Annotated in this window: 18 protein-coding genes; 16 read left to right on the forward strand and 2 right to left on the reverse strand. The window is 62.2% G+C overall.

The genetic code is table 11. The features are described from left to right. The first annotated feature begins 1 nt into the window (after position 1). Both flhB and PPA02S_RS19385 read left to right on the forward strand, forming a co-directional pair. The gene (gene flhB / locus PPA02S_RS19380) at positions 2-1144 is read left to right on the forward strand and encodes a flagellar biosynthesis protein FlhB (protein WP_028633456.1); all 1143 of its coding nucleotides are present in this window, start codon (positions 2-4) and stop codon (positions 1142-1144) included. 854 nt (positions 1145-1998) lie between these two features. Beyond that, entirely contained in the window at positions 1999-3051 is a 1053-nt protein-coding gene (locus PPA02S_RS19385) for a D-alanine--D-alanine ligase family protein (RefSeq protein ID WP_042141844.1), read from the forward strand. Between the two features lie 3 nt (positions 3052-3054). Here the strand turns inward: PPA02S_RS19385 and PPA02S_RS19390 are convergent, their stop codons facing one another. Continuing rightward, the gene (locus PPA02S_RS19390) at positions 3055-3744 is read right to left on the reverse strand and encodes a GntR family transcriptional regulator (protein WP_033728009.1); all 690 of its coding nucleotides are present in this window, start codon (positions 3742-3744) and stop codon (positions 3055-3057) included. 598 nt (positions 3745-4342) lie between these two features. Between PPA02S_RS19390 and flhA the strand changes: the two genes are divergently transcribed. From flhA to PPA02S_RS19460, 14 genes are all read left to right on the forward strand, one after another. Next, the gene (flhA, locus tag PPA02S_RS19395; RefSeq protein ID WP_028633453.1) at positions 4343-6472 is read left to right on the forward strand and encodes a flagellar biosynthesis protein FlhA; all 2130 of its coding nucleotides are present in this window, start codon (positions 4343-4345) and stop codon (positions 6470-6472) included. A gap of 11 nt (positions 6473-6483) precedes the next feature. Beyond that, complete coding sequence (flhF, locus tag PPA02S_RS19400; RefSeq protein WP_028633452.1) at positions 6484-7791, forward strand: flagellar biosynthesis GTPase FlhF; 1308 nt, start codon at positions 6484-6486, stop codon at positions 7789-7791. Between the two features lie 93 nt (positions 7792-7884). Then, positions 7885-8718, forward strand: a complete 834-nt coding sequence (gene fleN / locus PPA02S_RS19405; RefSeq protein WP_028633451.1) for a flagellar synthesis regulator FleN — start codon at positions 7885-7887, stop codon at positions 8716-8718. Further along, positions 8715-9455, forward strand: a complete 741-nt coding sequence (gene fliA, locus PPA02S_RS19410) for an RNA polymerase sigma factor FliA (RefSeq protein WP_028633450.1) — start codon at positions 8715-8717, stop codon at positions 9453-9455. Before fleN ends, fliA begins: the two co-directional genes overlap by 4 nt. Before the next feature lie 105 nt (positions 9456-9560). Next, positions 9561-9935: a chemotaxis response regulator CheY gene (locus PPA02S_RS19415; RefSeq protein ID WP_161629585.1), complete on the forward strand. Its 375-nt coding sequence runs from the start codon at positions 9561-9563 to the stop codon at positions 9933-9935. Positions 9936-9955: 20 nt separating this feature from the next. Continuing rightward, positions 9956-10744 carry a protein phosphatase CheZ gene (locus tag PPA02S_RS19420; RefSeq protein WP_028633448.1) on the forward strand — a complete coding sequence of 263 codons (789 nt, stop codon included), beginning with the start codon at positions 9956-9958 and terminating at the stop codon, positions 10742-10744. A 12-nt stretch (positions 10745-10756) separates the two neighbouring features. Beyond that, positions 10757-12991, forward strand: coding sequence for a chemotaxis protein CheA (locus tag PPA02S_RS19425; RefSeq protein WP_028633447.1), 2235 nt, complete (start codon positions 10757-10759; stop codon positions 12989-12991). A 46-nt stretch (positions 12992-13037) separates the two neighbouring features. Further along, entirely contained in the window at positions 13038-14153 is a 1116-nt protein-coding gene (locus PPA02S_RS19430) for a protein-glutamate methylesterase/protein-glutamine glutaminase (protein ID WP_028633446.1), read from the forward strand. Continuing rightward, positions 14153-14893, forward strand: coding sequence for a flagellar motor protein (locus PPA02S_RS19435; protein WP_028633445.1), 741 nt, complete (start codon positions 14153-14155; stop codon positions 14891-14893). The genes PPA02S_RS19430 and PPA02S_RS19435 overlap by 1 nt, the downstream gene beginning before the upstream one ends. Before the next feature lie 3 nt (positions 14894-14896). Beyond that, a complete protein-coding gene (motD, locus tag PPA02S_RS19440) occupies positions 14897-15754 on the forward strand; it encodes a flagellar motor protein MotD (RefSeq protein ID WP_028633444.1) in 858 nt (285 codons plus the stop codon). An 85-nt stretch (positions 15755-15839) separates the two neighbouring features. Further along, complete coding sequence (locus PPA02S_RS19445; RefSeq protein WP_028633443.1) at positions 15840-16628, forward strand: ParA family protein; 789 nt, start codon at positions 15840-15842, stop codon at positions 16626-16628. Further along, on the forward strand, positions 16628-17563 hold the full coding sequence (locus PPA02S_RS19450) for a CheW domain-containing protein (RefSeq protein WP_028633442.1): 936 nt from the start codon (positions 16628-16630) through the stop codon (positions 17561-17563). Before PPA02S_RS19445 ends, PPA02S_RS19450 begins: the two co-directional genes overlap by 1 nt. Before the next feature lie 4 nt (positions 17564-17567). Beyond that, positions 17568-18047, forward strand: a complete 480-nt coding sequence (locus PPA02S_RS19455; protein WP_003254393.1) for a chemotaxis protein CheW — start codon at positions 17568-17570, stop codon at positions 18045-18047. Position 18048: 1 nt separating this feature from the next. Continuing rightward, positions 18049-18444: a DUF2802 domain-containing protein gene (locus PPA02S_RS19460; RefSeq protein ID WP_028633441.1), complete on the forward strand. Its 396-nt coding sequence runs from the start codon at positions 18049-18051 to the stop codon at positions 18442-18444. Positions 18445-18479: 35 nt separating this feature from the next. On the opposite strand, the gene PPA02S_RS19465 is transcribed toward PPA02S_RS19460, so the two are convergent. Then, positions 18480-21188 (reverse strand): dermonecrotic toxin domain-containing protein, encoded by a 2709-nt coding sequence (locus PPA02S_RS19465; protein WP_028633440.1) that lies wholly within the window; start codon positions 21186-21188, stop codon positions 18480-18482. Between the last annotated feature and the right edge of the window lie 314 nt (positions 21189-21502).

Below are 21502 nucleotides of genomic sequence, written 5' to 3' on the forward strand. Positions count from 1 at the left end.
CATGTCAGAGAGCGAGAGCGGTCAGGACAAGACAGAAGACCCCACCGAGAAACGCAAGCGCGACGCCCGCGAAAAGGGCGAGATCGCGCGCTCCAAAGAGCTGAACACGGTGGCGGTGACCCTGGCGGGCGCCGGCGGGCTGCTGGCGTTTGGCGGAAACCTGGCCGAGACGTTGCTGACGCTGATGCGCATGAACTTCAGCCTCACCCGTGAGGTGATTGTCGATGAGCGGTCGATGGGTGCGTTTTTGCTGGTGTCCGGCAAGATGGCCATCTGGGCTGTACAGCCTTTGCTCATCCTGTTGTTCGTGATCTCCTTCGTGGCCCCGATCGCCCTGGGCGGCTTTGTGTTTTCCGGTAGCCTGCTGCAACCCAAGTTCAGCCGCATGAACCCGCTGTCGGGGCTCAAGCGCATGTTCTCGATGCACGGCCTGACCGAACTGCTGAAGGCCATGGCGAAGTTTTGCGTGATTCTGATCGTGGCCGTGGTGGTGCTGGTCAACGACCGCCAGGCCTTGTTGTCGATTGCCAACGAGCCGCTGGAGCAGGCGATCATTCACAGCTTGCAGGTGGTGGGCTGGAGTGCCTTGTGGATGTCTGCCGGGCTGCTGCTGATTGCGGCAGCGGACGCGCCGTACCAGCTGTGGCAGACGCACAAGAAAATGAAGATGACCAAGCAGGAAGTGCGCGACGAATACAAGGACAGCGAAGGCAAACCTGAGGTCAAGCAACGTATCCGCCAGTTGCAGCGCGAGGTGTCGCAGCGGCGCATGATGGCGGCCGTGCCCCAGGCCGACGTGATCATCACCAACCCCACCCATTACGCAGTGGCGTTGCAATACGACCCCGAAAACGGCAATGCGGCGCCTTTGCTGCTGGCCAAGGGCAGCGACTTCATGGCGCTCAAGATCCGGGAGATCGGGGTAGAGCACAAGGTGCAGATTCTGGAGTCACCAGCGCTGGCGCGGGCGATCTACTATTCCACCGACGTGGAGCATGAAATCCCTGCGGGCCTGTACCTGGCCGTTGCCCAGGTGTTGGCCTATGTGTTCCAGATCCGCCAGTACCGCGCTGGCAAGGGCAAGCGCCCGGATCCGCTTAAGGATGACCTGCCGATTCCGGCGGACTTGCGGCGGGATAATTGACCCGGCGCATGGCTGTACACAGCTTCGCGCATCCTGCCACAGGCAACACTGGCCAGAAAAAAACGTAGGAGCGAGCGCAGCTCGCGATGCGCCGCGCGGGCGGCGCTCGATCTCCCAAGCGCTGCACCTGTAAAGGCGAACACCTGCCAGCCCAACCGCATTTTGCCGGTGAAGGGTCCCAGGCCGAGATTGCATCAGGGCCGCCAAGTGCTCGCCACAACGCGGTCTGCGCCTATTAGACCGAGCGCCGCCCGCGCGGCGCATCGCGAGCTTTGCTCGCTCCTACGCTTACTTCGGGCCAGTCACGCCTATGACAGGCGCGCGCGACTGCCTAGTGGGTACGGCACGATGTCGCGTGATGCGCAAGGGGGTTGCGCGCAAACGCCACCGGCATAACTGGCCTCAAACAAACATAAATTCTGGATTCCCCGGCGCTGGCCGTGGCGGGGCGATCTACTAGTCCACCGAAGTGAAGCGCAAAATCCCTGAGGGCCTGTACTTGGTCGTCGCCCAGGTGTCGGCCTATGTGTTCCTAAGCCTCCAGTACGTCCTCCGATTTGCGCCAGATACGCTGCGTGCCTGCAGGCATTAAATAGGCTCACAGGCTCGCAGCTATTCAAGGCTCGGGTGGATTTTGCGCCCTTGGGAGACTCGGGAGCTGAAACAGCGACGGCCCGGATCTGGCGGCTGTACGCCCAGCCAGAGCGTCGAGAGGCAGGATTGTTGGTGGAGGAGGTGGGTGAGGTAGACAAGGGCATAGATCATCCATTTCGTTGAGAAAAGGCGTCCGTGCCGTTGCGCTTTATTGGATATTGGATACAGTAGCCGAGCCGAACCGTACCTTGAGATCTAAAATGAAACAAAATGTTATTGCGCTAATTTTTGGTGGGCGAAGCACTGAGCACGCCGTATCTCTCATGTCGGCCCGCAACCTTCACCAGGCCCTGATTTCTCTGGGTCACTCAGTGCATTGCGTTGGAATCGACAGAACCGGCGTATGGCGTTACCAAGGCCGACCACGTGAGTTCCCGGGGGAGGTGGACACAACTGCACCTGTACTGACGCTGCAGCCTGGTAGGTCAGCGTTGATCCATTCAGGCCCGGGATCTGCTTCAGAAGAAATCGCGGTCGACCTGATTTTTCCGGCACTTCATGGACTGTATGGGGAAGACGGTGCGATCCAGGGGCTGAGTGCTATGTGTGGTATTCCGTGCGTCGGCTCGGGAATACTCGGCTCTGCGGTTTCCATGGACAAAGACGTCACCAAGCGACTCGTAAGCGCAGCGGGGATCAAGGTGGCTCCCTGGATTGCGGATTATGAGATGCACCCCTGGTCTTGGTTGTTAGATTCCCTGGGCGGAGAGGTGCTCTTCGTGAAGCCTGCCACTTCTGGATCTTCCATTGGTGTGGCGCGAGTGACCTGCGAGTCCGAATACCGTGAGGCTTACGCGGCGGCTCGACACTTGGATCCAAAGGTGATCGTGGAAAAAGAGATCAAAGGCAGGGAAATTGAGTGTGGAATCCTAGAGCGGCGTGGGCGAGCCATTGCATCACTGCCCGGTGAAATTGTGCCCGTCACTGGCCATGATTTTTATAACTACGATGCCAAGTACACTGCTCATCAGCCCTCGACGCTGCTTGTGCCTAGCCCTGTCTCTTTGACGCTGTCCATGAGCATCCAACAGCTGTCTTTGGAGGTATTCCGATGCTTGGGCCTGACAGGCTTGGCCAGGATCGATTTTTTCCTTCAGAACAATGATGAGCTTATTCTGAATGAAGTGAACACATTGCCTGGATTCACCAAAGCGAGTATGTACCCTAAAATGTTCCAAGCCACAGGCTATTCGCTTGAAAGCATCGTAGACGAGTTGGTCAGCGCTGTGATCAGGGCATCGTCGGAACCTTGACTGCTACGAATTAATGCCCTGATGGCGACTCAGGAAATTAACGATCTCATCTCTTCCCGCTTCTAGGTGGTGCCGTAGCACGTGTTTGGCTAATTCACGGTCCCCCCTACGGCAAGCCTCGAGAATGGTAAAATGGTCCTCTTCGGATTTCTGGTGATAGTCCAAGTTGCTGAGCAAAAAACGGAGGTGTCTGTCGACGGCTTGATGAAGCGACTTTATGAGTGCCAGCAGCCGAGGGCGTTTTGACCGCGCGTACAGAAAATTGTGAAATTGCTCATTTAGCTCGCCTAGCGTGTGGGGATCTCGCTGGGTAGCCATTGCTTGGATGCATTTTTCCATCTCCAAGATATCTTCATTGGAAATGTCGCCAAACCCAAAATCCAATGCAGTCGTTTCTGCCATGATGCGCATGTCGTAAATCTCGACCACATCGTCAATCGTCATAACGGAGACAAACGCACCTTTGTTGCGCTCGGTGGTAACCAATCCTTCCGCTTCGAGTTGTCTTATAGCATCACGGATCGGCATGCGGCTTACACCGAATTTGGCCGCTAATTCATCTTGGCGCAATTGTGCACCCTCTGGAATCTTGCCTGAAAGGATGCCATTGCGAAGTGAGTCAGCAACAAACGCCATCGCGGTTTTTTGCTGATAACCTGTTGGCACTGTGAAGCTGTCAGGAAGCGGGGACACGCTAATCTCCGAGATCGTTATAAAAGCATGCCGAAGGTAGCACAACGCTGAAACCTCAGCCATCTTCACGGGCGTTTCTATATAACGGATTGGATGGCTTCAACGTCAGCGATGTTCCAATGTCTTTAGCATCCTGCGTTGGGCGAGCTTGCATGTTAAGCATTAAGTCGAGGCATCTACAATCCGCGGCGCGTCTTTACCTCTGGGTGAGGATTGAGTCATTCAAAACGTCGTACGATAAGCTTTGAGAATGTCAACGCTGCGTGGCAACGGCTCTCGGCTGCGGGCCCCGTCAGGGCATGCTCATCGCAATGCTCATTCATCTCGACGGGGAAATGCAGAACCCTGATGGCTCCCGCTACTGGCGTCCCACGCTGTTGGCCGGAGTGATGCAGTGACCTTGTCCGACCGTCACCATGGGTTTCATCCATGCAAACCTCGCTTTTATACGGTGGCGGTCATCGATAGGTCATGCATTTCAGTCCCTGTGCTGGGACAAACCGATTTATCTCTCAGCCCCCCAAAGTTGGAAAGCTTCTTGCAATGCCAGCGCCAGGCGCCCATCTGGCGTCAAAGTTTTGCATCAAGAGGACTCGCGGTGGATCGCACTCAGTTAATCAGCAACGCCCGCCACAACCTGGCCGGGCTTGGCCGGGGCAACCTGGGCGTGCCGATTTTGTTGCTGGTGATGCTGGCAATGATGATGCTGCCGATCCCCCCGTTCCTGCTGGACGTGTTCTTCACCTTCAACATCGCCCTGTCGATCGTGGTGCTGCTGGTGTGCGTCTACGCCCTGCGCCCGCTCGACTTCGCTGCGTTCCCCACCATCCTGCTAGTGGCCACGCTGCTGCGCCTAGCCCTGAACGTGGCATCCACCCGGGTGGTGATGCTGCACGGCCAAGAGGGCCACGGCGCTGCGGGCAAGGTGATACAGGCCTTTGGCGAAGTAGTGATCGGCGGCAACTACGTGGTCGGTGCCGTGGTGTTCGCCATCCTCATGATCATCAACTTCGTGGTGGTGACCAAGGGCGCGGGGCGTATCTCCGAGGTAAGTGCGCGGTTCACCCTGGACGCCATGCCCGGCAAGCAGATGGCAATCGACGCCGACCTCAACGCTGGCCTGATCGATCAGGCCCAGGCCAAGGCGCGCCGTAGCGAGGTGGCCCAGGAGGCCGAGTTCTACGGCTCGATGGACGGTGCCAGCAAGTTCGTGCGCGGTGACGCCATTGCCGGCCTGCTGATTCTGTTCATTAACCTGATCGGCGGCATGCTGATCGGCATGCTGCAGCATGGCATGAGCTTCGGCGACGCCGGTAAGGTGTACGCACTGTTGACCATCGGTGACGGTTTGGTGGCGCAGTTGCCATCGCTGTTGCTGTCCACTGCCGCCGCCATCATGGTTACCCGCGCCTCGGGCTCCGAGGACATGGGCAAGCTGATCAACCGGCAGATGTTCGACTCGCCCAAGGCGCTGGCGGTGTCGGGGGGGCTGATGATCGTCATGGGCCTGGTACCCGGCATGCCCCATGTCGCCTTCCTCAGCCTTGGCCTGATGGCGGGCGGTGGCGCCTACCTGGTCTGGAAAAAGCAGCAGAAAACCAAACAGCTGGCGGTGCAGGAAGCGCAACGCCAACAAGACCTGCTACCCTCGCCACAGCGCGCAGCCGAAACCAAGGAACTGGGCTGGGACGACGTCACCCCGATCGACATGATCGGCCTGGAAGTGGGCTACCGCCTGATCCCCCTGGTGGACCGCAACCAGGGCGGGCAGTTGCTGGCGCGTATCAAGGGCGTGCGCAAGAAGTTGTCCCAGGACCTGGGCTTCCTCATGCCCACTGTGCATATTCGCGACAACCTCGACCTGCAGCCCAGTGCCTATCGCCTGACCCTCATGGGCGTGATCCTGGCCGAAGCTGAGATCTACCCGGACCGCGAGCTGGCCATCAACCCCGGCCAGGTGTTCGGCACCCTCAACGGCATCGCCGCCCGTGACCCGGCCTTCGGCCTGGAAGCGGTGTGGATCGACGTGGGCCAGCGCTCCCAGGCGCAGTCACTGGGCTACACCGTGGTTGATGCCAGCACCGTGGTGGCCACCCACCTTAACCAGATCCTGCAGAAACACTGCCACGAACTGATCGGCCACGAGGAAGTTCAGCAACTGCTGCAGGTGCTGGCCAAGGCTTCGCCTAAACTGGCTGAAGAACTGGTGCCGGGTGTCATTTCCTTGTCGGGGCTGTTGAAGGTATTGCAGGCGCTGTTGTCAGAGCAGGTGCCGGTGCGGGACATTCGCAGCATTGCCGAGTCCATCGCCAACAATGCGGCCAAGAGTCAAGATACCGCCGCGCTGGTAGCGGCAGTGCGCGTCGGATTGTGTCGCGCCATCGTGCAAAGCATTGTAGGCGTTGAGTCCGAGCTGCCTGTGATCACCCTTGAGCCCAGGTTGGAACAGATTTTGCTCAATAGTCTGCAACGGGCCGGGCAAGGTCAGGAAGACGGTGTTCTTCTGGAGCCGAGCATGGCCGAAAAGCTGCAGCGTTCGCTGATCGAAGCCGCCCAGCGTCAGGAGATGCAGGGCCAACCGGCCATCCTCCTGGTCGCCGGCCCGATCCGCGCCATGCTCTCGCGTTTTGGCCGGCTGGCTGTACCGAACCTGCACGTGCTGGCGTATCAGGAAATTCCTGACAACAAGCAAGTCACCATCGTTGCCACCGTGGGCCCTAACGGCTGAGGTAGTGGATAATGCAAGTTAAGCGATTTTTCGCTGCTGATATGCGTCAGGCCATGAAGCTGGTTCGCGATGAGCTGGGCGCTGATGCGGCCATCATCGGTAACCGCCGCATTGCCGGCGGTGTCGAGCTGACGGCGGCGCTCGACTACAAATTGTCCGCCCTGGCACCGCGGGTGCCCAATGCCGAGCTTGAAGAAGAACTGCGCAAGACCCACTCGCGCATTGCCACGGTTCAGGCCGAGCTCGACCAGCGTCAGGACAACAGCGAGAGCAACCGCCAATTGTTTGCCGGGCAATCGTTGACCGCTGCCGAACCGCTGGTTGAACCCCATGTGGATGCCCCTCAGCCGGCCGCTGCCCCTGCGCAGGCGTCGGTAGACCCGCGCCTGTTCGAGGCCATGCGCTCCGAGCTTTCGGGCCTGCGCCAGTTGCTTGAAGTGCAACTGGGCTCACTGGCGTGGACCCAGCTGCAAGGCAGCAAGCCGCAACAGGCTACGCTGTGGCGCCGGCTGCAGCGCCTGGGCCTGTCCGGGCCGATCGCCCGTGAGCTGCTGGCGCTGACCGGCGAGATTGAGGAGCCGCGCCATGCCTGGCGCATGCTGCTGGCGCACCTGGCACGCATGATCGATATCCCGGAGGTGGAGCCGATCGAGGCGGGCGGTGTGATTGCCGTGGTCGGCCCGGCCGGCATGGGCAAGACCACCACCCTGGCCAAGCTGGCCGCGCGCTATGTGCTCAAGTACGGCGCGAACAACCTGGCGCTGGTGAGCATGGACAGTTTTCGCATCGGTGCCCAGGAGCAGCTCAAGACCCTGGGCCGCATCCTCAACGTGCCTGTCACCTACGTCGACCCCGGTCAGTCCCTGGCGGCGGCGCTGGAGCCGCTGCTGCGCAAGCGCGTGGTGCTCATCGACACTGCTGGCCTGCAGGCCAGCGACCCGGCCCTGCGCATGCAGCTCGAAACCCTGGCAGGGCGGGGCATCGCCGCGAAGAATTACCTGGTGCTGGCCACCACCAGCCAGAAGCAGGTGCTCACCGCCGCCTACCACAGCTACAGCCGCTGTGGCCTGGCCGGTTGCATTTTGACCAAACTTGATGAATCGGCAAGCCTCGGCGATGTGCTGAGCCTTGCCATCAGCTACCGGCTGCCGGTGGCCTATCTGACCGATGGGCCGCGCATTCCGGACGATCTTCACCTGCCACGCGGGCACCAGTTGGTCACCCGGGCGGTCAGTGTGCAACAGCAGGATGAGCCCAGCGAAGAGGCCATGGCCGACATGTTCGCTGATCTCTACCACAACCCTCGGCGAGTGGGTTGAACATGAAGTGTGTGCAAGGTAGCTATGCCAAGGGGCACGCAGAATTGCCCTTCGTGTGGCCTGAGTCCCAGCGAGACAAGGTAAAGAACAGACATGGGTAGCATGCATCCCGTACAGGTGATCGCCGTGACCGGCGGCAAAGGTGGCGTCGGCAAGACCAACGTTTCAGTGAACCTGTCCCTGGCACTGGCCGAACTGGGCCGCAGGGTTATGCTGCTGGACGCCGACCTGGGCCTGGCCAATGTCGACGTCCTGCTGGGCCTCACCCCCAAACGCACCCTCGCAGACGTGATCGAGGGGCGCTGCGAGCTGCGCGATGTGATGCTGCAGGGCCCTGGCGGGGTGCGTATCGTGCCGGCCGCCTCGGGCACCCAGAGCATGGTGCACCTGGCGCCCGCCCAGCACGCGGGGCTTATCCAGGCGTTCAGCGAGATCGGTGACAACCTTGACGTGCTGGTGATCGACACCGCTGCCGGTATTGGTGACTCGGTGGTCAGCTTTGTGCGCGCCGCCCAGGAGGTCCTGCTGGTGGTGTGCGACGAGCCCACGTCCATCACCGACGCCTATGCGCTGATCAAGCTGCTGAACCGCGACTACGGCATGAACCGCTTCCGCGTGCTGGCCAACATGGCGCAGAGCCCGCAGGAAGGGCGCAACCTGTTCGCCAAGCTGACCAAGGTTACCGACCGTTTTCTGGACGTGGCCCTGCAATACGTGGGCGCCGTGCCGTACGACGAATGCGTGCGCAAGGCCGTGCAGAAACAGCGCGCGGTCTATGAAGCCTTCCCGCGCTCCAAATGCGCCCTGGCCTTCAAGGCCATCGCCCAGAAGGTGGACACCTGGCCGTTGCCAGCCAACCCACGCGGCCACCTGGAGTTCTTCGTCGAGCGCCTGGTGCAACCCACCAGTGCGGGTCCGGTGCTATGAGTGCCAGCGGCTTCAAGATGTACAGCCGCGCGTCGAAGGACGCGCAGTACCAGCTGATCGAGCGCTACGCCCCGCTGGTCAAGCGCATTGCCTACCACCTGCTGGCCCGGCTGCCAGCCAACATCCAGGTCGAGGACCTGATCCAGGCCGGCATGATCGGGCTGCTGGAAGTGGCCAACAAATACGACGCCAGCAAGGGCGCCAGCTTCGAAACCTACGCCGGCATCCGCATCCGCGGGGCCATGCTCGACGAGGTGCGCAAGGGTGACTGGGCGCCGCGTTCGGTGCACCGCAACACCCGCATGGTCAGTGATGCCATGCGCGCCGTTGAAGCAAGAACCGGCCGTGACGCTAAAGATCATGAAGTTGCTGCCGAACTCAAGTTGAGTCTCGATGATTACTACGGGATCTTGAACGATACCCTGGGCAGTCGCCTGTTCAGTTTTGACGACCTGTTGCAGGACGGCGAGCACGAAGGGCTGCATGAGGATGGTGCCAGTGGCCAGGCTGAGCCTGCCCGTGGCCTGGAGGACGAGCGTTTCCAGGCTGCGTTGGCCGATGCCATTGCCAACCTGCCCGAGCGTGAGCGCCTGGTACTGGCGCTTTACTATGACGAGGAGCTGAACCTCAAGGAGATCGGCGAGGTCCTTGGTGTCAGCGAATCGCGGGTCAGCCAGTTGCACAGCCAATGCGCCGCGCGCTTGCGCAGCCGTCTGGGGGAATGGCGGGCACGTTGAGCCCGCTGTCGTTGTAGTCGTTTTCCACGTTGTACCGAATTGATTGAGTGCGCGCTCGGGGCCGAGCGCGTTTGAGACTGCTTGGAGGTCTAATTGGACAAGAACATGAAAATCCTCATCGTCGACGACTTTTCGACGATGCGGCGGATCATCAAGAACCTGCTGCGTGACCTGGGGTTCAGCAACACCGAAGAAGCCGATGACGGCACCACGGCGCTGCCGATGCTGGAAAACGGCCACTACGACTTCCTGGTGACCGACTGGAACATGCCGGGCATGTCGGGTATCGACCTGCTGCGCAAGGTGCGCGCCAGCGACAAGCTCAGGGCCTTGCCGGTGCTGATGGTGACGGCTGAAGCCAAGCGTGACCAGATCATCGAAGCGGCCCAGGCCGGCGTTAACGGCTATGTGGTCAAGCCGTTCACCGCGCAGGTTCTCAAAGAAAAGATCGAGAAGATCTTCGAACGCGTCAACGGCTGAGTCACGTCAGGGGGCGCGCCATGAATTCATCACAAACGTCGTTGGGCGAGTTTGAATCCACGCTCAAGAAGCATGCCCAGGAGCTGGTAGAAAGCCTGGAGCGGGGCCGTTTCGGCGAGGCGGTGCAGCTGATTCACGAGCTGAACCAGACCCGCGATCGCGGCTTGTACCAGGAAGTTGGCAAGCTGACCCGTGAGCTGCACAGCGCCATCGTCAGTTTCCAGATCGACCCGACCATCCCGCAGGCTGAAGAGGTGTCGCAGATTACCGACGCCACCGAGCGCCTGTCCTATGTGGTCAAGCTCACCGAAGGCGCGGCCAACCGCACCATGGACCTGGTCGAAGAAAGCACCCCGGTGCTCAACGGCCTGGCCACCGAAGCGAATGCCCTTAGCGCAGACTGGCAGCGCTTCATGCGCCGTGAAGTGGCCGCCACGGAGTTCCGCGACCTGGTCAAACGTGTCGACAGTTTCTTGACGCACAGCGCTGAAGGCAACCGCAAGGTGGCTGGCCATCTTAACGACATTCTGCTGGCCCAGGACTACCAGGACCTGACCGGGCAGGTGATCAAACGGGTCACTGCGCTGGTGACGGAAGTGGAAAGCAACCTGCTGAAACTGGTGATGATGGCCAGCCAGGTGGACCGCTTCGCCGGCATCCAGCATGACCAAGATCAATTGCGTGCAGAAAAAGATCGAGAAAAACATCCGACTCGGGGTGAAGGTCCGCAGATTCATGCCGATAAGCGTGAAGACGTTGTGTCCGGTCAGGACGATGTCGATGATCTGCTGTCCAGCCTGGGTTTTTAAGGAGCACGTTTGATGAGCTTCGGCGCCGATGAAGAAATCCTCCAGGATTTCCTGGTAGAGGCCGGCGAAATACTTGAGCAACTGTCCGAGCAACTGGTCGAGCTGGAAAGCCGGCCAGACGATGCCGACTTGCTCAATGCGATTTTTCGCGGTTTCCACACTGTAAAAGGGGGCGCCGGCTTCCTCCAGCTCAATGAGCTGGTGGAGTGCTGCCACATCGCCGAGAACGTGTTCGACGTACTGCGCAAAGGTGAGCGCCGGGTCGACTCGGAGTTGATGGACGTGGTGCTCGAAGCACTGGATACCGTCAACAGCATGTTTGGCCAGGTGCGCGAGCGCAGCGAAGTGACGCCTGCCACGCCCGAGCTGCTGGCCGCCCTGGCGCGGCTGGCCGAGCCGGGTGCCGCAGCGCCGGCCCCGGCGCCTGCAGCGGTAGCGCCCGAGCCGGTGGGCCAGCCTCCTGTGGCTGAGGCCGAAGCCGACGCGGATATCACCGACAGCGAATTCGAGCAGTTGCTCGACTCGCTGGATGCGGTGAAGGCGCAGGCCGCCGCCGAACAGGTGCAAGACGAAGTCGTTAGCGCGGGCGGTGATGACATCACCGACGCGGAATTCGAATCGTTGCTCGACCAGTTGCACGGCAAGGGCCAGTTCAGCGCCGAAGTGGCCGCTGCACCTGCGCCTGCCAGCCAGCAGGCGGCCAGCGACGAAATCACCGATGCCGAGTTCGAATCCCTGCTCGACCAGTTGCATGGCAAGGGCACCTTCCAGGCCGATGCCTTGCCTGCCGCGAAAGCTCCGGCACCGGTGGCCGAAGCCACGGCTGCGGTGGGTGACGAAATCAGCGAGCACGAATTCGAGGCGCTGTTGGACCAACTGCATGGCAAGGGCAAGTTCACCGGGGAGGTGGCCGCTGCCGAAGCGCCGGCCAAGGTACAGCCAGCAGCTGCTGCCCAGGCCGAGCCTGCGCCTGTCGCCCGGCCTGCCGCAGCGGCGCCCGCGGCTGCCGCCAAGCCCGCCCCAGCCCCGGCACCCCGTGTGCCGGCGCCTGCAGCCGAAAAGCATGGCGCCAGCGAGGCCGAAACCACCGTGCGGGTCGATACCGCGCGCCTCGACGAGATCATGAACATGGTCGGCGAACTGGTGCTGGTGCGTAACCGCCTGGTGCGCCTGGGCCTGAACAGCGGCGACGAGGCCATGTCCAAGGCCGTGTCCAACCTGGACGTGGTCACTGCCGACCTGCAGACCGCGGTGATGAAGACGCGCATGCAGCCGATCAAGAAGGTGTTCGGGCGCTTCCCGCGCCTGGTACGCGACCTGGCCCGGCAGTTGAAGAAAGAAATCAACCTGGAACTGGTGGGCGAAGAAACCGACCTGGACAAGAACCTGGTCGAGGCGCTGGCCGACCCGTTGGTGCACTTGGTGCGCAACGCCGTGGACCACGGTGTGGAGATGCCCGACGAGCGTGAGGAAGCCGGCAAGGCCCGTACCGGGCGGGTGGTGTTGTCGGCCGAGCAGGAGGGTGACCACATCCTGCTGTCGATTTCCGATGACGGCAAAGGCATGGACCCGAACATTCTGCGTGCCAAGGCCGTGGAAAAGGGCCTGATGGACAAGGACGCCGCCGAGCGCCTGAGCGAGTCGGACTGCTACAACCTGATCTTCGCCCCCGGGTTCTCGACCAAAACCGAAATCTCGGACGTGTCCGGGCGTGGCGTGGGCATGGACGTGGTGAAAACCAAGATTTCCCAGCTCAACGGTTCCATCAACATCTTCTCGGCCAAGGGCCAGGGCTCGAAGATCGTCATCAAGGTGCCGTTGACCCTGGCGATCATGCCGACCCTGATGGTGATGCTGGCCAACCAGGCATTCGCCTTCCCGCTGGTCAACGTCAACGAGATTTTCCACCTGGACCTGTCACGCACCAACGTGGTCGATGGCCAGGAAGTAGTGATCGTGCGTGACAAGGCGCTGCCGTTGTTCTACCTCAAGCGCTGGCTGGTTCAGGGCCAGGTCCATGAGGAACAGCACGAAGGGCATGTGGTGATTCTTTCGGTCGGTACCCAGCGCATCGGCTTTGTCGTCGATCAACTGGTCGGCCAGGAAGAAGTGGTAATCAAGCCGTTGGGCAAGATGCTGCAGGGCACCCCTGGCATGTCCGGGGCCACGATTACTGGCGACGGCCGCATTGCGCTGATTCTCGACGTCCCGAGCATGCTCAAGCGTTACGCCGCCCGGCGTATTTGATTTCGGTGGCGCCCCCTGGCGGGTGGCGCCGCCTAATGGAGTGTTTATGGCAGTCAAGGTCCTGGTGGTGGATGATTCCGGTTTCTTCCGCCGCCGTGTCTCGGAAATCCTGTCGGCGGACCCGACGATCCAGGTAGTAGGTACCGCGACCAACGGCAAGGAAGCGATCGACCAGGCACTGGCGCTCAAGCCCGATGTCATCACCATGGACTACGAAATGCCCATGATGGATGGCATCACCGCCGTGCGCCACATCATGCAGCGCTGCCCAACCCCCGTGCTGATGTTCTCGTCGCTGACCCACGAGGGCGCCCGCGTTACCCTCGATGCGCTGGACGCAGGCGCGGTGGACTACCTGCCGAAAAACTTCGAGGACATCTCGCGCAACCCCGACAAGGTCAAGCAGATGTTGTGCGAAAAGGTGCATACCATTTCGCGCAGTAACCGCCGTATTCCCAGCTACGCCCGCACCGCGCCTGCGCCTGCACCCGCCTCGGGCAGCCAGGGTACCGCCACCACGGCGCCGGTACGCAGCGCGGCACCCGTGCCAGCGCGGCCAACGGCCCCGGCGCCGTCGCATTCTCCGGCCCCCAAGCGCAAACCCTACAAACTGGTGGCGATTGGTACCTCCACCGGTGGCCCGGTGGCGCTGCAGCGTGTGCTGACCCAGCTGCCGGCGAATTTCCCTGCGCCCATCGTGCTCATCCAGCACATGCCCGCCGCGTTCACCAAGGCCTTTGCCGAGCGCCTGGACAAACTGTGCCGCATCAGTGTCAAGGAAGCCGAGGACGGCGACATGCTGCGCCCAGGGCTTGCGCTGCTGGCACCGGGTGGCAAGCAGATGATGATCGACGGCCGTGGCACGGTGAAAATCCTGCCGGGCGATGAGCGCCTGAACTACAAGCCCTGCGTGGACATCACCTTCGGCTCTGCGGCCAAGTCCTATGGCGACAAGGTGCTCTCCGTAGTGCTGACCGGCATGGGGGCAGACGGTCGCGAGGGTGCGCGGTTGCTCAAGCAGGGCGGCAGCACCGTGTGGGCCCAGGATGAAGCCAGCTGCGTGATCTATGGCATGCCCATGGCCATCGTCAAGGCCAACCTGGCCGATGCGGTGTACAGCCTGGATGACATCGGCAGGCACCTGGTGGAGGCGTGCGTCTGATGGACGTGCTCAGCCTGATCGGCCTGATCCTGGCTTTTGTCGCCATCGTAGGCGGCAATTTCCTTGAGGGCGGGCATGTCGGTGCGCTGGTCAATGGGCCGGCAGCGCTGATCGTGCTGGGCGGTACGCTGGCGGCGGCGTTGTTGCAGTCGCCGCTGTCGTCGTTCAAGCGGGCGTTGCAGATTTTGCGCTGGATCCTGTTCCCGCCCAGGGTCGACCTGCCTGGCGGTGTTGACCGTGTGGTCAACTGGAGCCTGACGGCGCGCAAGGAGGGCCTGCTGGGCCTGGAAGGCGTGGCGGACGGCGAGCCCGACCCCTATGCGCGCAAGGGCCTGCAGCTGCTGGTGGATGGCGCCGAGCCCGAGGCCATCCGCAGCATCCTCGAAGTGGACTTCCTGACCCAGGAAAGCCGCGACCTGCAGGCGGCCAAGGTGTTCGAGAGCATGGGCGGCTACGCGCCGACCATCGGCATCATCGGCGCCGTGATGGGGTTGATCCATGTGATGGGCAACCTGGCCGACCCTTCGCAACTGGGCAACGGTATTGCCGTGGCCTTCGTCGCCACCATCTACGGGGTGGCCAGTGCCAACCTGGTGCTGCTGCCGGTGGCGAACAAGCTCAAGGCCCTGGTAATGCGCCAGTCGCGTTACCGCGAAATGCTGCTCGAAGGCCTGCTGTCGATTGCCGAGGGTGAGAATCCGCGTTCGATCGAACTGAAGCTGCAAGGCTTCATGGAGTAGCCCATGCGCCGTCGCCGCCATGCCGAAGAACCGGAAAACCACGAACGCTGGCTGGTGTCCTACGCCGACTTCATCACCTTGCTGTTTGCGTTTTTTGTGGTGATGTATTCGATTTCCTCGATCAACGAGGGCAAGTACAAGGTGGTTTCCCAAGCCTTGCTCGGGGTGTTCAACGACCCGGAGCGCAGCATGAAGGCCATCCCCATTGGCGAGGAGCGCCCGCTCAGCGTGCGCCCGGCAGAACCGCTGGTGAACGACAGCCAGCAGACCGAAGCAGGCCTGGCGGCGTCCAGCAGCGACCCGCTCAAGACCATCAGCGATGATGTACGCGACGCTTTTGGCGACCTGATCAAGAGCGACCAGATGACCGTGCGCGGCAACGAGCTGTGGATCGAGATCGAGCTCAATTCATCGCTGCTGTTTGGCAGCGGCGATGCCATGCCCAGCGACAATGCGTTCGCCATCATCGAAAAGGTGGCCAACATCCTCAAGCCCTTCGCCAACCCTGTACATGTCGAGGGTTTCACCGACAACCTGCCTATCCGCACGGCGCAGTATCCCACCAACTGGGAGCTGTCCTCCGCGCGGGCGGCCAGCATCGTGCGGCTGCTGGCGATGAACGGGGTCAACCCTGCGCGCATGGCTTCGGTGGGGTATGGCGAATATCAGCCGGTGGCCAGCAACGACTCGCCAGAGGGGCGTGCGCGCAACCGGCGGGTGGTGCTGGTGATCTCACGCAACCTTGAAGTACGCCGCAGCCTGACCGGTACCGGCACGGCCAACGCCACACCGGACGCGGCATTGCGCCGGGCTGGCACACAAAGTGCACCGGCAACCGCAGCCACGGTGGCAGGGCAATGACTCGTCAATTCTCTGGCACCGCTGACCCCGTCGCTGCTGGATGGCCACGGGGATTCTGCGTCATGAACGGTTCAAGAGTCAGTCTATGAGAGTGTGGGCAGTAGCCAATCAAAAGGGTGGCGTCGGCAAGACGACCACCACCATCGCGCTGGCTGGCCTGTTGGCTGATGCCGGTAAGCGCGTGGTCGTCGTCGACCTCGATCCGCACGGCTCGATGACCAGCTATTTCGGGCACAACCCCGATGCCCTGGAACACAGCTGCTACGACCTGTTCCTGCACAAGGGCGGGGTGCCCGAAGGCTTGCCTGGGCAACTGCTGTTGCCCACCAGCGACGAACGCATCTCGCTGCTGCCCTCCAGCACGGCGCTGGCCGTGCTCGAACGCCAGTCCCCCGGGCAGAATGGCCTGGGCCTGGTGATCGCCAAGAGTCTGGCGCAACTGTGGCAGGATTTCGACTTTGCGCTTATCGACAGCCCACCGTTGCTGGGCGTGCTGATGGTGAACGCCCTGGCGGCCAGCCAGCAGCTGGTGATCCCCGTACAAACAGAGTTTCTTGCGGTCAAAGGCCTGGAGCGCATGGTCGGCACCCTGGCCATGATCAACCGCTCGCGCAAGCAGGCGCTGCCTTACCAGATCGTACCGACCCTGTTCGACCGCCGCACCCAGGCCTCGCTCAGCACGCTCAAGCTGCTGCGCGACACCTATGGCGAGCAGGTCTGGCAGGGCTACATACCGGTCGACACCCGGCTGCGTGACGCAAGCCGCAAGGGCGTCACGCCCTCGCAGTTCGACAACAAGAGCCGTGGGCTGCTGGCCTACCGGGCGCTGCTCAAGCACCTGTTGACCTACAAGCCCGCAGCGCAGGTGGCCTGATGACGACGCAAACCCGACACGCCGGCAGCAAGCCGCAGATCGCGCTGCAGTCTTACCTGGATGGGCTGCTGCAAGAGGCCACCGAGGCCGATGACCTTCTCGACGCGCCCGTAGCCACCGACGAATTTGCCCAGGCCGTGCGCGAAGAGCAGGCCCGCGATGCGCAGCCGCCTGCGCGCGCGCCTGCTGTAGTGCCGCCACGGGCCACCACCCCGCGGCCCTTCGCCGAGCCCAGGCTGGCCGTGCTGCCCAGCGTAATGCCCGTGCAGGCACCGGTAGTTACGGTGGTTGAACAGCAGGTGGTGGCCGAGGCCAGTATCCCGGTGCTGATCGAGCCCCCGGCAGTGGAACCTGTGGTGCCGCTGGTGGACGTACACCTGCCGGCGCCGGGCCTGCCTGCGCCGCCGGCCACCGTCGATGGTCGCCCGGCCTGGGCGGCCGAGCCGTTCGAGTGCCTGCTGTTCGACGTGGCCGGGCTGACCCTGGCAGTGCCGCTGGTGTGCCTTGGCTCGATCTACAACCTGGCCGGTCAGGAACTGACGCCCTTGTTCGGCCAACCCGAGTGGTTCCTTGGCATCCTCACTTGCCAGGCCGGTAACCTGAAGGTGCTGGACACGGCGCGCTGGGTAATGCCCGACCGTTACCGCGATGACTTCCGCCAGGGCCTGCAGTACGTAATTTCTGTTCAGGGCTATGAATGGGGGCTGGCCGTGCATCAGGTCAGCCGTTCGCTGCGCCTGGACCCGTCCGAGATCAAGTGGCGCAGCCAGCGGGGCCAACGCCCGTGGCTGGCCGGCACGGTAATCGAACACATGTGTGCGTTGCTGGATGTTGCCGAACTGGCCGAGCTGATCGCCAGCGGCGCCGTCAAGCAGATGCACGCCAAACCGAAAATGACACCGAACACACCGCCAAAGGCGGATTTCAAGGGGTAGGGGAATGAAAAAGTCGTCCGCACAAGGTTCCGAAGATCCGATCCTGCAGTGGGTTACCTTCCGTCTGGACAACGAGTCCTACGGCATCAACGTGATGCAGGTGCAGGAAGTGCTGCGCTACACCGAAATCGCCCCGGTGCCGGGTGCACCCAGCTATGTGCTGGGCATCATCAACCTGCGCGGTAATGTGGTCACTGTGATCGACACCCGCCAGCGCTTCGGCCTGATGCCCACCGAGGTGACCGACAACACCCGGATCGTCATCATCGAAGCCGACAAGCAGGTGGTGGGTATTCTGGTCGACAGCGTGGCCGAAGTGGTCTACCTGCGTCAGTCGGAAATCGAAACCGCGCCGAACGTGGGTAACGAAGAGTCGGCCAAGTTCATCCAGGGCGTGTGCAACAAGAACGGCGAGCTGCTGATTCTGGTCGAGCTGGACAAGATGATGACCGAGGAAGAGTGGTCCGAGCTGGAGAACATCTGAGTTGATCTTCGAGGTTGCGGTCATTCTGTTGGCGCTGCTGTGGGCGCTGAGTGCCTGGTACTTCCTGAACTATGCCAGGCGCCAGCGCGAGGCTGTCGCCCACCAGCAGGTCATCGATGCCATGCGCGACCAGCGCATCAAGGACCTGAACAAGCGCCTGGATGACTACCAGAACGGCAGCGTGCGCATGGGCGAGGCTATCCATGAAGTGCGGGCGGTGGTTGCCGGCTTGCCGGACCGCCTGGAGCGCCTGGAGCAGCACGACCCCAGCAGCGTCACGTTCACCCAGGCTGCGCGGCTGGTGAGCATGGGGGCCAGTGTCTCCGAACTGACCGAAACCTGTGGCCTGACCCAGGCCGAAGCCGAGCTGATGAGCAAGCTGCACCGCAGCGAGTGAAGCAAAAAAGGGCGACGCAAGTCGCCCTCGTGTTGTCAGGGCCTGCCCCAGGAGTGGTAGTTGCCCACTTGGGCGACGCGGTTCAGCGCCTGGTCGGCCTGCACGGCCGCGATGATCTCGGCCTGCTTGCTGTCAACCAGATACAGCGGCTTGCTTTGTGGCAGGGTCTGCAGGTTGCTCAGTTGGCGCAGCAGCCGCAACCTGGGCAGGCATCGGTCAATCACGTCGTTGAGCAGGCCCGGCCCGGTCAGCTGGCTCAGGCGCTTGGCGTAGGCCTTGAATTCAGGGGTGCCTGCCATCGGCTTGTAGCCATAGAAGTCCCCGTTGGCGAGATAGCGCTCGTGCAGGGTATCGGCGATCACCTGCAGGGTAGGGTTGTTGGGGTGGCTGCCGATCATGTTGCTGTTGTACTGGCAGTGCATGCCCAGGGTGTCGTTGTTGGCCGGGTCACCCAGCACCAGGCCGTCCGGGGTAGTGGCCAGTTCTACGGTGTCGATAGCTGCACGCGAGGGGTCAAGTGGGTCGTCAGGGTGCGGGAACAGCGTATCGTCCACATCCAGGTAGACCCCACCCTCATGGTTTAGCAGCGGGTAGCGCAGGATATCGGACGCCGACGAAAAATTGGCCCCGAGGCCGTTGATTGCCTGGTGATACTGTGGGTAATGAGGCCCGTCGCGGAAGAGCTGGTAGAAGGGCTGCTCTTCCAGCGTCACCACTTCCAGGCCGGGGGCCCTTGTTGCCAGCAGTTGCCGGTTGGCCTCGAACGCCCGCGCATCTGCGTTCGACAGATACAACCGGTAGCGGTACGGGCTGCTGCCCAGGCGCCTGGCATTGGCAGCCAGGTTGTCCAGCAGCTCGGGAGCAATCACCTTGTTGCCCACCCAGATGCTGGAGAGGGTCTTGGGGATGGGCTGCACGGCCTGGGTGTCAATCGCCGGCACCTGGATGGGCAATTGGATATCCACCCCCAGGCCCCGCAGGGTGGCCATGCGCATGGCGTCGGTGACCGGGCGTTCCCGAGGGGAGATCCTGAACAGCCCGGGGCGGCCATCGGCGACCTGGTAACACACGGGCTGCACATCGTTGAGGGCATTGCTGGCGATGAACGCATCGTATTCGGCGTCGTACAACACTTCGGCGTTGTAGCCACGGATCATCGATTGCAGCTTTGGCGGGCCACTTTGGCTGACCGGTGTCCTGATTACCGACTGCGCAACCGGGCTATCATCTGCCGGCACTGCTGCCACTTCTTCCCAGAAATAGGCGCCCACGTCGGGCTCTGGGAAGTGCGGCGGGTTGATCGGGCTCAGCGGGTAGCCCAAGTGCTCGTTCAGGCGGATCGGCACCCTGAACACGCCGCGCGGCGGTGGCAGCAATGTCGTCGCCCGGGTGGTCAGCTCTGCGGTCAGTGGCAGTGCATTGAGCAGCCCGTAGACCGCGCCCGAAACACCCTCTGCCTTGTCCTCCGCTGATTTGCCATTGATGGCCTTATCCAGGCCCATGCCGAACTGGCCGATGCCTGCTGCTGCCAGCAGGGGGATCAGCTCGGGCACCACGATCGCGAACGGCGCCAGCAGGTTGATCGATGTGGTCAGGTAGCCGCGCCACCTGGCCTTGGTCACCTCATGGTCACTGGTGATGGTGAAATCCGCGTCGGCGTAACTGCGCGCACGCTGGCGTTCGGTAATGGCGGCGAACAAATCGCCTGTCAGTTTCGGGCTGTATTTGGTGACTTTGTAGTTGACGTATTGGCGCGGTGGCCATGTACCGTCGGTGGTAAACCCTGGCCGGTTGGGCGAACGGTGGGGGAAGGCAGGGTAAACCCCAAGGCCCAGCAGGGCCGTGTCCAGCCCGCTGAAATCGAGCCCGTCCGGGGTGTCTGCCAGTCTGAAATACTGCCGCAGTGCCTGGCGTTTCTGCGGGTCGCGACACTGCTCGCCCACCCAGTCCTTCATGGCTGCCATACCGGTGAATTCGTGCAGGGGAGAGGCATTGCCCGGCAGGTACATCAACACGTGATTGTGTGCGGCATCGGCCATGACGATCAGGTCGGTGGCGGCATAGCCATAGATGTTCAACGGCCGGGCCTTGAAACCTTTTGCGCGCGGTGCCAGCCCCGCCGCCTGCCAGGCCAGCAGGCGACCGGTTGCGCTCAGCGAGCCTTCCTGGACCTGTTTGTTGCAGGCGGCAATGAAGCTGATCTGCAGGGCCTTGCTGTGCTGCTGCGCGGCGTCACGCCAGTAGTCATCGAGCATACTCACGAAGTGTGTGTGGAAGTCCAGGTTCCAGACAAAGCGCTGCAACGCTTCGACGTCAATCGGCAGGTGGGTGGCGTTGTCGTAGCGGGCGGGGTTTGTGCGGTGGAACAGGCCGTTGAACACCGAGAACGGGGCGCTGTTGTCCAGGGCGCCCGGTTCGGGCAGGCGCTCGACGATGTGCAGGGTTTGCCCAGGCCATTGGCCGGCCCAGCCACCTGGGAACAATTGCCCGATCAGGTTCTTGCTGGTTTCGCCTTGCCAGTTGGCCAGCACCGCCTGGGTCAGTGACAGGCGCTGGGCAATGATCGCCTGGTTGCCGCGGTAGTGCAGGGTGACCGCGTCGGTGGTGTCCGGGTCCAGGTCGTGGCCCTGGGCGCGCGCCCACTCGCGTATGGCGCTGGCGGCTTGGCGGTCGGGGCGAGGGATGTGCTGCAGATGGCGCCGAACGAACTGTTCGCCGGCAGGGTTGACGAGGGTGATTGCCATGGTGATTGACCTGTGTGATGGATCAGGCGGCACAATGGCGAGAGGGGCCCTGAACGGGTCGGTAAGCGGGTACCACCCGGTGTTGGACCGCGCAGAGAACTGATTTCGCACGCAAGCCACGCTCACTGTGGGAGCAACTGTCTTCCACAAGATCTCAAAGCTGGCGCAATCACTGTGGGAGCGGGTTTACCCGCGAAGCAGGCAGCGCGGTGTGTGGCACCGGCTTGGCCGGTGTTCGCGGCTGAAGCCGCTCCCACAGGTTCCTTCTGAATCAACACGTTATGCGCAGTTCCCTGAGAGCGAGCCTTGCTCGC

Origin of the sequence: Pseudomonas parafulva NBRC 16636 = DSM 17004, from assembly GCF_000730645.1 — a bacterium.
Taxonomy (GTDB): domain Bacteria; phylum Pseudomonadota; class Gammaproteobacteria; order Pseudomonadales; family Pseudomonadaceae; genus Aquipseudomonas; species Aquipseudomonas parafulva.

Bases quoted from the DNA above. Each gene is read 5' to 3' on its own strand.
- motD (WP_028633444.1), top strand. From the start codon at position 14,897: ATGCGCCGTCGCCGCCATGCCGAAGAACCGGAAAACCACGAACGCTGG.
- fliA (WP_028633450.1), top strand. From the start codon at position 8,715: ATGAGTGCCAGCGGCTTCAAGATGTACAGCCGCGCGTCGAAGGACGCG.
- flhB (WP_028633456.1), top strand. From the start codon at position 2: ATGTCAGAGAGCGAGAGCGGTCAGGACAAGACAGAAGACCCCACCGAG.
- PPA02S_RS19430 (WP_028633446.1), top strand. From the start codon at position 13,038: ATGGCAGTCAAGGTCCTGGTGGTGGATGATTCCGGTTTCTTCCGCCGC.
- PPA02S_RS19465 (WP_028633440.1), bottom strand. From the start codon at position 21,188: ATGGCAATCACCCTCGTCAACCCTGCCGGCGAACAGTTCGTTCGGCGC.
- PPA02S_RS19425 (WP_028633447.1), top strand. From the start codon at position 10,757: ATGAGCTTCGGCGCCGATGAAGAAATCCTCCAGGATTTCCTGGTAGAG.
- PPA02S_RS19455 (WP_003254393.1), top strand. From the start codon at position 17,568: ATGAAAAAGTCGTCCGCACAAGGTTCCGAAGATCCGATCCTGCAGTGG.
- PPA02S_RS19420 (WP_028633448.1), top strand. From the start codon at position 9,956: ATGAATTCATCACAAACGTCGTTGGGCGAGTTTGAATCCACGCTCAAG.
- PPA02S_RS19415 (WP_161629585.1), top strand. From the start codon at position 9,561: ATGAAAATCCTCATCGTCGACGACTTTTCGACGATGCGGCGGATCATC.
- PPA02S_RS19385 (WP_042141844.1), top strand. From the start codon at position 1,999: ATGAAACAAAATGTTATTGCGCTAATTTTTGGTGGGCGAAGCACTGAG.
- flhF (WP_028633452.1), top strand. From the start codon at position 6,484: ATGCAAGTTAAGCGATTTTTCGCTGCTGATATGCGTCAGGCCATGAAG.
- fleN (WP_028633451.1), top strand. From the start codon at position 7,885: ATGGGTAGCATGCATCCCGTACAGGTGATCGCCGTGACCGGCGGCAAA.
- PPA02S_RS19435 (WP_028633445.1), top strand. From the start codon at position 14,153: ATGGACGTGCTCAGCCTGATCGGCCTGATCCTGGCTTTTGTCGCCATC.
- PPA02S_RS19450 (WP_028633442.1), top strand. From the start codon at position 16,628: ATGACGACGCAAACCCGACACGCCGGCAGCAAGCCGCAGATCGCGCTG.
- PPA02S_RS19445 (WP_028633443.1), top strand. From the start codon at position 15,840: ATGAGAGTGTGGGCAGTAGCCAATCAAAAGGGTGGCGTCGGCAAGACG.